The organism is Pseudomonas sp. (assembly GCF_050739995.1).
Taxonomy (GTDB): Bacteria; Pseudomonadota; Gammaproteobacteria; order Pseudomonadales; family Pseudomonadaceae; genus Aquipseudomonas.
On sequence record NZ_JBOICG010000243.1, the window covers coordinates 1 to 10,616 of the forward strand.

The following is a 10,616-nucleotide window of genomic DNA, read 5'->3' on the forward strand; positions in this document are numbered from 1 at the left end:
CTATCGGGAGCAAGCCCCCTCCCACAGTTTGAACCGCGACCTGTTAGTTGAACCAAGGGTTGGCCGCAAGATGCCGCTGCTCAAACGCCATGATCTGCTCACTACGCTGCAACGTAGTGCCAATCGCATCCAACCCCAGCAGCAACGCAGTCTTGCGCAAAGTGTCGATCTGAAACCCGATCACCTCGCCATCCGCCAAGCGAATCTGCTGTTGCTCCAGGTCTACACTGATCTGCGCCTGGTCGGCCTGCCTGACGGTCTGCCCGAGTGTCTGCAACACCCCTTCGTCCAAGGTGATCAACAACACCCCGTTACGCTGGCAGTTGTCGTAGAAAATCCCGGCAAAGCTGCTACCGATGAGCGCGCGAATGCCCATCTGTTTCAGCCCCCACACCGCGTGCTCACGGCTGGAACCGCAGCCGAAGTTCGGCCCCACTACCATGAAACTTGCACCCTGCCACGCTGGCTGGTTCAGCACGAATTCAGGGTTGGGTTCGCCGGAAGGCAGGAAGCGCAAATCAAAGAACAACCCACGGTCCAGGCCGCTGCGGTCGATGCCCTTGAGGAACTGCTTGGGCATGATCACATCGGTATCAATATTCGCCGCCAACATGGGTGCGGCCTTGCCGGTGACCAGCGTGAAAGGTTGCAGGCTCATGGGCGGTCTCCAAAGTGGCGAATGTCAGTCAGGCGGCCAGTGATCGCGGCGGCGGCGACCATCGCCGGGCTCATCAGGTGAGTGCGTGCACCGGCACCCTGGCGGCCTTCAAAGTTGCGGTTGGTGCTGGAAGCGCAACGGTCGCCAGGGGCCAGCACGTCGTCGTTCATGGCCAGGCACATTGAGCAGCCCGACTGGCGCCACTCAAAACCTGCCTCTATAAAGATCGCGGCCAGCCCTTCGGCTTCGGCCTGGTTGCGCACTTCGGTGGAGCCCGGCACGATCATCGCCCGCACATGTTCGGCCACGTGCTTGCCACGCACCACACGGGCAGCGTCGCGCAGGTCTTCGATGCGCGCATTGGTGCACGAGCCGATAAACGCATGGCTGATCACGATATCGCTCAGCGGCATGCCGGCTTGCAGGCCCATGTAGTTGAGGGCGCGGCGCATGTCGGCGCGCAGGATCAGGTCGCTGACCGCCTGCGGGTCGGGCACGCGGGCGCCGATAGGCGCGGCCTGGTCGGGGCTGGTGCCCCAGGTGACCATGGGTTCCAGCGCGGCGGCATCCAGTTGTACTTCCCGATCGAACACAGCGTCGGCATCCGAATGCAGTCGGCGCCAGCTCACCAGGGCTTGTTCCCACAATTCGCCCTTCGGCGCGCGGAGCTTGCCCTTGAGGTAGGCGAAGACTTTTTCGTCCGGCGCCATGAACGCGCCACGCGCCCCCGCCTCCACCGCCATGTTGCAGATGGTCATGCGTGCCTCGACGCTCAAGGCATCGATGGTGGAACCGCGAAACTCGATGGCGTAACCCGTGGCGCCGGACGCGCCAATCTTGCCGATCAACGCCATGATCACGTCCTTGGACGTCAGGCCCTTGGCCAACGCACCATCGACGGTCACACGCAGGGTTTTCAGGCGCTTATAAACCAGTGTCTGTGAAGCCAGCAGGTGCTCGATTTCCGAGGTGCCGATGCCGAAGCCGAACGCACCGAGGGCGCCGTAAGTGGTGGTGTGGCTGTCACCGGCGGCGATCACCATGCCCGGCAGGATAAAGCCCTGCTCCGGCGCGATGACATGCTCAATACCTTGGCGCTTGTCGAGGATATCCAGCAACTCGATGCCGAAGTCCCGGCAGTTTTCCGCCAGGTACGACACTTGCCGCGCGCCGCCCGCATCCGGCATCGCCGCGATGCGCTTGGGTGTGGTCGGGTTGACATGATCGACCACCGCCAATGCCGTGCCGGGCCGCCACACGTGGCGCCCGGCCTCGCGCAGGCCGCTGAATGCCTGGGGGCTGGTGTATTCGTTGATCACCTGACGATCGATATATAGCAGGACATGGCCCTGATCATCCAGGGCACACACCGTATGGGAGTCGATGTGTTTGTCGTAGAGGGTTCTGGCAGTCATTTTTCTTAGGGCTCACTCAACGGTGTACGCCCATCCTACGCAGCGCCTGGTCCTCATCAATGGCGCCTGGGTGATGCCTGGGAACATGGTTCGTGTTCGATCCAGCAACCACGAAACATTTTCTTTCATTTCCCGCTTAGGGATTTCCCATTCTCATCCGTCTTAACTTAGATACAGCCCGTCGCGTCAGCAAAAGCTACGACCGGCCTTTTCCGGGCCTCCTTCGCCCCCTCCGATCAAGACCCGCATTCACATGTCGAAGAAGTCACGCTCAAAACTCTGGTTTCTCGTCCACAGCTGGCTGGCATTGCCCATCTGGTTCTTTGTACTGATCGTCTGCGTCACCGGCACCCTGGCGGTGGTCAGCCAGGAGATCGTGTGGCTGGCCAACCCGGACATCCGCGCCAGCAAACCGTCAGATGACGCGCAGGTACTGAGCTTTGACCAGGTGATCGCCGCCATCAAACAGGCCGAGCCCCAGGTCATCGTGCAGTCGATCATCCGCCCGGATGAATCGCACTTCGCCCTGAGTGTCGACCTCACCTATCCCGACGGACGCTCGGTGGAGGTCTACGTCAACCCATATTCCGGGACGATCCAGGGCATCAGCCCGTCGTTCAACTTCAAGCAATTCACCCGCGCCCTGCATGGCTGGTGGTTGGTGCCGTTCACCAACGGTTACAGCTGGGGCTGGTACCTGGTCTCGCTTCTCGGTCTGCCGCTGCTGGCTTCATTGATCACGGGGCTGGTGGTGTACAAACGTTTCTGGAAGGGTTTTCTCAAACCGACCCTGCGCATCCGCCACGGTGCACGGATTTTCTGGGGCGACTTCCACCGCCTCAGCGGCATCTGGTCGATCTGGTTCATTGCAGTCATTTCCATCACCGGCACCTGGTTCCTGATCCAGGCGATCCTGGGTGACAACCAGATCTCCATCTCCAGCGAACCCATCGTGCCGGTGATCGCCCGGGAGAAAGTGCCGATGTCGGCGCCCGGTGTGCCGGCGCCGATGATCTCTCTGGACGACGCAATCAAGATTGCCGGCGAACGCATCCCGGGGCTGGACGCCACCTTCGTGTTCCTGCCCAGCAATGCCTACAGCCACCTGCAAATCGGCGGGCGCGGCTGGTATCCGTTGATGTTCCAGACCGCGCAACTGAACCCTTATGACGGTGAAATCGGCGTTTCGCACCTGCTGTCCGACCGTACCCCGCTGGAGTTCGTCACCGAATCCATGCGCCCCTTGCACACCGGCGACTTCGGCGGCCTGTGGATCAAACTGATCTGGGCGTTCTTCGGCCTGGTGCTGAGCATGATGGTGCTGAGCGGCCTGCTGATCTGGACCAAACGCACCGCCCTGGCCACCCTCAATGCCCTCAAGCGCGAGGCCAAGGCCCCGCGCCAACCGGCACCGATCCAGGCGTTGCACGCTGAAACCACGGAGGGCAACTGATGAGCAAGGTCGTCACGACTGCACAGGTTTCGCCACTGCGGGCCTTTTGGCTGAAATGGCGCTTCCACATCAACATCCTGTTGATCCTGGTGCCGCTGGGGTTCATGCCCCGCTATTTTTCCGAGGCCGCGCTGTTTCGCGGCGACACCGGCATCGGCGAACGCGTGGCCGGTGAAGTGCAGGTCGGTCCCTGGAGCCTGACCCTCGCCGAGTTTCGCAACGAAGGCCCACGCCCGGACCCGGCCGGCCCGATGAAGTTTTTCAACGCCGCCCTGTGTGCCACCTGCACCCAACAGGTCAAGGCCACCTACCTGCGCATTGGCAAGCCACGCAGCCTGCGGGCCGCCGGGGTGATCTTCTTCGGCACACCGTACCGCATGGGTGCGCTGCTGCCAGTGCCGGAACGCACGCCCGTCGACGCCGAACTGTGGGTCACCATGGAAGGCTGGGACGGCAGCATGCACCAGGGTTCCATCCCGCTGAGCCAGGCATCGCCTGCGACCATTGCCTGGCTGAACAAGCAAGGAGTTAAACCATGACTTTGATGCGTCTATCCCGCGCCGCGCTATTGCTCTGCGTCGGTTTCAGCAGCGTGGCCCTGGCCCACAACCCGATGTGCGAATGCAAGGAAATCGCCGGCGAGCAGATCCAGTGCACCGGTGGTTTCTCCGACGGCAGCGGCGCCCCGGGCGTGACCCTGGATGTGATCGGCTACGACGAGACCATCCTGTTGCCCGGCAAGCTCGGCCAGGATTCGACCCTGACGTTCAAGAAGCCCTCCGCCGAGTTCTACGTGCTGTTTGACGCCGGCCCCGGCCACGTCGTGGAAATCGACCAAGCGGATATCCAGCCCCAATGAGTACCACACAGGTTGTACGCCCCGCCGGGGCCGGCCATGAAACGCTCTACGTGTTGCTGTTGTGCCTGATCATCCTCGCCGTGGCCGCCACCGTAGTGACCCTGCATGGCGAAACCCAGGAGATCGCCGCAGTGCCCAGCCATCAGTTGGATGCCCGCCGCGACCTGAGCCCCGCCGAGCAAGGCATCTACGCCGACTTGAGGGTGACCCTCGATGAAATCCAACTGCTGCTGCAGGAGCAAGACGCCCTGCCGACGCCTGAACAGCTGGCCAAGGAAGGGTTTGCGCCGTTTGCCCAAGACGCCAGCTCGGTCAGCCGCGGCGATCATCACTGGCAATTGCTCGAGCCTTCGGCCTACCTGGGCGTGACCCAGGCGCCCAGCATCAGTGGCTCACTGCTGATGCGTGTGCACAGTGCCGAACCGGATATCTGGCTCAATCGCCAGGCCAACCTCGCCGTCCCCTCCGACCTTACTGACCAGGCGCTGATCGCGGCCGGCTGGCAGCAAGTGGTCGCGCAATTCGATGCCGGCGTCACCCGCCAGCACCGTCACTGAACGAGAAGACCGATTGCCCATGTCTATTTCATCTCCCCTGTTGCGCCTGTTGCTGGTCAGCCTGCTGAGCCTGATGCTCGCGCCATTGGCCAATGCCGAGGCCGCTAAACGCCTTCGTATTGGCATCACCCTGCACCCTTACTACAGCTACGTGGCCAATATCGTCGGCGACAAGGCCGAGGTGGTGCCACTGATCCCGGCCGGCTTCAACCCCCACGCCTACGAGCCACGCGCCGACGATATCAAGCGCATCGGCACCCTGGATGTGATCGTGCTCAACGGTGTCGGCCATGACGATTTCGCCGACCGCATGATCGCCACCAGCGAGCGCCCGGACATTCCGGTGATCGAGGCCAACGCCAACGTGCCGTTGCTGGCCGCCACCGGCAACGCGGCACGCGGCGCGGGCAAGGTGGTCAACCCGCACACCTTTTTGTCAATCAGCGCCTCGATTGCCCAAGTCAATAACATCGCCCGCGAACTGGGCAAACTCGACCCGGACAACGCCAAGACCTACACCCAGAACGCCCGCGCCTACGGCAAACGCCTGCGCCAGATGCGTGCCGACGCCCTGGCCAAGTTGACCAGCGCCCCCAACCCGGACCTGCGCGTGGCCACGGTGCACGCCGCCTACGACTATCTGCTGCGTGAATTCGGCCTGGAAGTGACCGCCGTGGTCGAACCGGCCCATGGCATCGAGCCCAGCCCCAGCCAGTTGAAAAAGACCATCGACGAACTGCGCGCCCTGGATGTGAAAGTGATCTTCTCGGAGATGGACTTCCCGTCCACCTACGTCGAAACCATCCAACGTGAGTCGGGGGTCAAGCTGTACCCGCTGTCGCACATCTCCTACGGCGAATACACACCTGAAAAATACGAAGTGGAAATGACCGGCAACCTCAACACTGTGGTGCGGGCGATTCAGGAGTCCGGGGCATGACGGCGGTGGAACAACTGAAAGTGGCCAGCATCGGACCGATCCTCGACTTCGACAAGGTGTCGTTGACCCTGGGCCGTACGGCGATTCTCGACGGCGTGAGTTTCCAGGTGCAGCCAGGCAGCATTCATGCGCTGGTCGGCCCAAACGGTGGCGGCAAAAGCTCGCTGATCAAGACCCTGCTGGGGCAAACCCCGCACCAGGGCCAATTGCGCCTGCACTGGCCGGCCACGCCCGGCACCATCGGCTATGTGCCCCAGGCCCTGGAGTTCGACCGGGGCCTGCCGATGACCGTCGATGATTTCATGGCCGCCCTGTGCCAGCGGCGTCCGGCGTTTCTCGGGTTGTCCAAACATTACGCCGGGGCGATTGGCGAAGCCCTGGAACGGGTGGGCATGCAGGACAAACGCAAACGGCGCATGGGTGCGCTGTCCGGTGGTGAACGCCAACGTGTACTGCTGGCCCAGGGATTGATTCCGGCGCCGCAATTGCTGGTGCTGGATGAGCCGATGTCGGCCCTGGATGAAGCCGGTATCCAGGTGTTCGAACGTCTGCTGAATGCTTGGCGCCTGACCGGTATCACCGTGTTGTGGATCGAACACGACCTGGAAGCCGTGGGTCGTCTGGCCGACCGCGTCACCGGCCTGAACCGCCGCGTATTGTTCGACGCCACACCCAAAGAAGCGCTGACGCCGGATCGCCTGCTGACCCTGTTCTCCACTCACCCACGGAGCACGGCGCAATGAGCTATGAAGCCTTTCGTTTGATGGTCCAGGGCTGGGCCTCTTCCGGGTATCTGCCGGAGGCGCTGGCCTATGGCTTTGTGGTCAATGCCCTGCTCGCCGGTTTGCTGATCGGCCCGGTTCTGGGTGGCCTGGGTACATTGGTGGTGGTCAAGCGCTTCGCGTTTTTCTCCGAAGCCGTCGGCCACGCTGCACTGACCGGCGTGGCCGTGGGCATTCTGCTCGGCGAACCCTACACCGGGCCGTATGGCGCGCTGTTCGGTTACTGCTTGCTGTTCGGTATCCTGCTCAACTACTTGCGCAATCGCACCGGCCTCGCGCCGGACACCTTGATCGGCGTGTTCCTCTCGGTGTCGTTGGCCTTGGGTGCAAGCCTGCTGCTGATCCTCGCAGGCAAGATCAACGTGCACATTCTGGAGAACGTGTTGTTCGGTTCAGTGCTGACGGTCAACGGTAATGACCTGTTGGTACTGGCGGTTGTCGGTTCGTTGGTGATGGCCCTGGCGCTGCCGTTGTACAACCGCATCATGCTGGCCAGCTTCAATCCGCAACTGGCCGCCGTGCGCGGTGTGGCGGTGAAGACCTTGGACTACCTGTTCGTGATCCTGGTGACGCTGATCACCGTGGCGGCGGTCAAGGTCATCGGCGCGATCCTGGTCGGTGCGCTGTTGGTGATCCCCGCCGCGGCGGCGCGTCTGCTTAGCCAGTCGCTCAAAGGGTTCTTCTGGGTGTCGGTGGCGATCGCCACGGTGAGTACGCTGTGCGGCATCCTGCTGCCGATCATCTTCGACCTGCCCATCCCGTCCGGTGCCGCGATCATTCTGATGGCCGGCATCGCCTTCGCCGGTGCCGCCATCGCGCGCGGCATTGTGCCCAGCCTCAAAGGGAATCTTGGATAATGCGCTCCGTTCTGCCTCCACTGGCCTTGGTCATTGCCTGCTTGATTACTGTGCCGTCGATGGCGGCCGAAGCCACTATTGATCCGCCAAAACCGGTCAAGGTACTCGCCTCGCTACCGATCACCTACGGCCTGGCCGACGTGTTGCTAAAGGGCACCGACGTAAAGCTGGAGCGCGCCGCGCCGGCCAACCTGCCAGGTACTCGGCAGGTGTCTTACTTCACCGGTCGGGGTGCGCCGGCATTGAACACGTTGGCCCAGGATGCCGACGCCGCCATCGGCCTGCGCTCGCTATGGGCGGATGACCCGCTCTACCCGGTGGCACGGCGCAGCAACATCCGCATCATCGAAATCGACACTGCACGCCCGGTGGACGGTGGTTTGCCTGGCATCGCCGTGCAACCAGGCGCTACCGACGGTTTGAACAGCCAGCCATGGCAATCGAGCAACAACATGGGACGCATGGCCGACGTGATGGCCGCCGACCTCAGTCGACTGGCGCCCAGCGCCAAGTCGAAGATCGACGTCAACCTCGCCGCCCTCAAGCAACGCCTGCTCAAGCTCACGGCCGACAGCGAGGCGCGATTGGCCAAGGCGGACAACTTGAGCGTGGTCAGCCTGAGCGATCACTTCGCGTATCTGATCAGCAGCCTCAACCTGGAAGTGCTCAACACCGATGCGCGACCGGACGCAGATTGGACGCCACAGGCGCTGCAGAAGCTCAGTGCCGACTTGAAGGGCAACGACGTGGCTGTGGTACTGCATCACCGTCAGCCGAGCGAAGCGGTGAAAACAGCCGTGACGGCAGGTGGTGCGCAATTGCTGGTGTTGAATGTCGACGGGGCGGACCCGGTGGCTGAACTGGAAGGCAATGTGGATCAAGTGATCAAGGCGCTGAGCCCATGACATCCACCCCGACATGAATCGCATCATGCCGCCAGAATTCCAGGTCGCAGTCGATCAAGCGCTGGTGCTGGTCGTAGTTGACCCGGGCAATCCTCAAGCCCGGGCTGCCCACCGACACGCGCAGCGCCGCGGCGGCCTCCGCCGGCAAGGACGTGGGCACAATCTCGAAGCGCACGCGACCGTAATGCAGGTCGTACTTGCGCGCGTACAACTCGGTCATCGACTGGTTCAGGTCGCACGCCAGAATCCCCGGAAAGTACTGCGGGTTCAGGTAGTGTTCCACATACAACACCAGGCGCCCGTCAATGCGCCGGCTCCGGCAGACCTGGATCACGCTGGACAACGCCGGCAACTGCAACCACGCACACACCGCCGCCGAGGCCGGTTGCAAGCGTGCAGAAATCACTTCGGTCGACGCCACCCGCCCCTGATCGCTGACCATCGCGTGAAAGTGGCTGCGCTGCATCAGGTTGTAGGCCAGCCGTGGCGGCGAGACAAACCAGCCACGGCGTTCCTCACGATAAATCTGGCCCTGGGCTTCCAGTTGTAACAAGGCTTCCCGCACGGTAATGCGGGTGGTACCAAACAACTCGCTGAGCTTGCGCTCGGCGGGCAATTTACTCGCAGGCGCCAACAAGCCGTGGTCGATCTGCTCTTGCAGCGCCAGGCCGATGGAAGTTACCGCCTTGATTGCCTCATCACGCATCAACGTTACCTATCTGGACTAGACCAGCACCATTCGAGTGCACAAAAAGCGGCATAACAGCTCCGCATCAATGCCGTGCCAGCCTAGGCATTGCAGATGACCGACAGATGACAGTCCTCGTGCCCGCCCTCTTCCACGCCTTGCAATACACCGGCCAAGTCCAAGCCCTGCGGGCACTTGGGCATGGTCTACGCTGAATCTGCGCTGAGCGACAAAAGCGCTTTAAAAACGACATCGACATGAAACTGTCATCCAGCACGCCTAGATTGGCTCAGGTATTGCTGACCTAGACCAACACCACCGCAATCGTTCATAACAACGTCGCGTTGAAAACGCCCAAAGGAGCTTCGGATGAAACAGCTTTTCCTGGCATCACTGTTAGGCTCGACCATTGCCATGTGCACCGCCGCCATGGCCGCTGATACCGATTTGAAAACCTTGGAAGCCGCCGCGAAAGCGGAAGGCGCCGTCAACAGCGTCGGCATGCCCGATGACTGGGCCAACTGGAAAGGCACCTGGGAAGACCTGGCCAAGACCTATGGCCTCAAGCACATCGACACGGACATGAGCTCAGCCCAGGAAATCGCCAAGTTCGCCGCCGAGAAAGACAACGCCAGCGCCGATATTGGCGACGTTGGCGCGGCCTTCGGTCCGATTGCGGTAAAACAAGGCGTGGTCCAGCCCTACAAGCCGAGCACCTGGGCCCAAGTGCCGGATTGGGCGAAAGATAAAGACGGCAACTGGGCCTTGGCCTACACCGGCACCATCGCTTTTATCGTCAACAAGAAGCTGCTGCACGGCTCCGAAGCCCCAAAAAGCTGGGCAGACCTGAAGACCGGTAAATACAAGGTGTCCATTGGTGACGTCAGCACCGCCGCCCAGGCCGCCAATGGCGTACTGGCTGCCGCCCTCGCCAACGGTGGCGACGAGAAGAACATCCAGCCTGCCCTGCTGATGTTTGCCGACATCGCCAAGCAAGGTCGTCTGTCGCTGGCCAACCCGACCATCGCCACCATGGAAAAAGGCGAAGTGGAAGTGGGCGTGGTCTGGGACTTCAACGGTTTGAGCTACAAAGCCAAGATGGCCAACCCGGATGACTACGTGGTGCTGATCCCATCGGACGGCTCGGTGATTTCCGGCTACACCACCATCATCAACAAATATGCCAAGCACCCGAACGCTGCCAAGCTGACCCGTGAATACATCTTCAGCGACGCCGGCCAGATCAACCTGGCCAAGGGCAATGCGCGCCCGATCCGCGCCGAGCACCTGACCCTGCCAGCTGAGGTTCAGGCCAAGCTGCTGCCGAACGAGCAGTACAAAAAAGTCACACCGATCAAAGATGCCGATGCTTGGGAGAAGACCTCCAAGGCACTGCCGCAGAAGTGGCAGGAAGAAGTCATCATCAATATGCAGTAAGGCTTCCCCCACATTGGATGTCCACTGGAGATCCAATGTGGGAGGGGGCTTGCTCCCGATAGCGG

12 protein-coding genes are annotated in these 10,616 nt (G+C 61.8%); 9 read left to right on the forward strand and 3 right to left on the reverse strand.

What is annotated here, in order from left to right; genetic code table 11:
• Positions 1-43 precede the first annotated feature (43 nt).
• Together leuD and leuC are read right to left on the reverse strand one after the other, a co-directional pair.
• Positions 44-658, reverse strand: a complete 615-nt coding sequence (gene leuD, locus ACRESD_RS08260) for a 3-isopropylmalate dehydratase small subunit (protein ID WP_431750477.1) — start codon at positions 656-658, stop codon at positions 44-46.
• Positions 655-2,073: a 3-isopropylmalate dehydratase large subunit gene (leuC, locus tag ACRESD_RS08265; RefSeq protein ID WP_431750478.1), complete on the reverse strand. Its 1,419-nt coding sequence runs from the start codon at positions 2,071-2,073 to the stop codon at positions 655-657. The genes leuD and leuC overlap by 4 nt, the downstream gene beginning before the upstream one ends.
• A gap of 253 nt (positions 2,074-2,326) precedes the next feature.
• Between leuC and ACRESD_RS08270 the strand changes: the two genes are divergently transcribed.
• Genes ACRESD_RS08270 through ACRESD_RS08305 form a run of 8 tightly spaced genes read left to right on the forward strand, consistent with a single transcriptional unit; the run spans position 2,327 to position 8,426 of the window.
• Positions 2,327-3,526 (forward strand): PepSY-associated TM helix domain-containing protein, encoded by a 1,200-nt coding sequence (locus ACRESD_RS08270; protein WP_431750479.1) that lies wholly within the window; start codon positions 2,327-2,329, stop codon positions 3,524-3,526.
• Positions 3,526-4,065, forward strand: a complete 540-nt coding sequence (locus ACRESD_RS08275) for a thiamine pyrophosphate-binding protein (RefSeq protein WP_431750480.1) — start codon at positions 3,526-3,528, stop codon at positions 4,063-4,065. The genes ACRESD_RS08270 and ACRESD_RS08275 overlap by 1 nt, the downstream gene beginning before the upstream one ends.
• Complete coding sequence (locus ACRESD_RS08280; RefSeq protein ID WP_431750481.1) at positions 4,062-4,385, forward strand: hypothetical protein; 324 nt, start codon at positions 4,062-4,064, stop codon at positions 4,383-4,385. Before ACRESD_RS08275 ends, ACRESD_RS08280 begins: the two co-directional genes overlap by 4 nt.
• Positions 4,382-4,942: a DUF6162 family protein gene (locus ACRESD_RS08285; RefSeq protein WP_431750482.1), complete on the forward strand. Its 561-nt coding sequence runs from the start codon at positions 4,382-4,384 to the stop codon at positions 4,940-4,942. The genes ACRESD_RS08280 and ACRESD_RS08285 overlap by 4 nt, the downstream gene beginning before the upstream one ends.
• Before the next feature lie 19 nt (positions 4,943-4,961).
• Entirely contained in the window at positions 4,962-5,882 is a 921-nt protein-coding gene (locus ACRESD_RS08290; protein ID WP_431750483.1) for a metal ABC transporter substrate-binding protein, read from the forward strand.
• Positions 5,879-6,625 carry a metal ABC transporter ATP-binding protein gene (locus ACRESD_RS08295; RefSeq protein ID WP_431750484.1) on the forward strand — a complete coding sequence of 249 codons (747 nt, stop codon included), beginning with the start codon at positions 5,879-5,881 and terminating at the stop codon, positions 6,623-6,625. The genes ACRESD_RS08290 and ACRESD_RS08295 overlap by 4 nt, the downstream gene beginning before the upstream one ends.
• On the forward strand, positions 6,622-7,521 hold the full coding sequence (locus tag ACRESD_RS08300) for a metal ABC transporter permease (RefSeq protein WP_431750485.1): 900 nt from the start codon (positions 6,622-6,624) through the stop codon (positions 7,519-7,521). Before ACRESD_RS08295 ends, ACRESD_RS08300 begins: the two co-directional genes overlap by 4 nt.
• 59 nt (positions 7,522-7,580) lie before the next feature.
• Complete coding sequence (locus ACRESD_RS08305; protein ID WP_431750488.1) at positions 7,581-8,426, forward strand: metal ABC transporter solute-binding protein, Zn/Mn family; 846 nt, start codon at positions 7,581-7,583, stop codon at positions 8,424-8,426.
• Here the strand turns inward: ACRESD_RS08305 and ACRESD_RS08310 are convergent.
• Entirely contained in the window at positions 8,407-9,132 is a 726-nt protein-coding gene (locus tag ACRESD_RS08310; RefSeq protein ID WP_431750486.1) for a UTRA domain-containing protein, read from the reverse strand. The genes ACRESD_RS08305 and ACRESD_RS08310 overlap by 20 nt on opposite strands.
• Positions 9,133-9,483: 351 nt before the next feature.
• Between ACRESD_RS08310 and ACRESD_RS08315 the strand changes: the two genes are divergently transcribed.
• Positions 9,484-10,551: an ABC transporter substrate-binding protein gene (locus tag ACRESD_RS08315; RefSeq protein ID WP_431750487.1), complete on the forward strand. Its 1,068-nt coding sequence runs from the start codon at positions 9,484-9,486 to the stop codon at positions 10,549-10,551.
• Positions 10,552-10,616 lie beyond the last annotated feature (65 nt).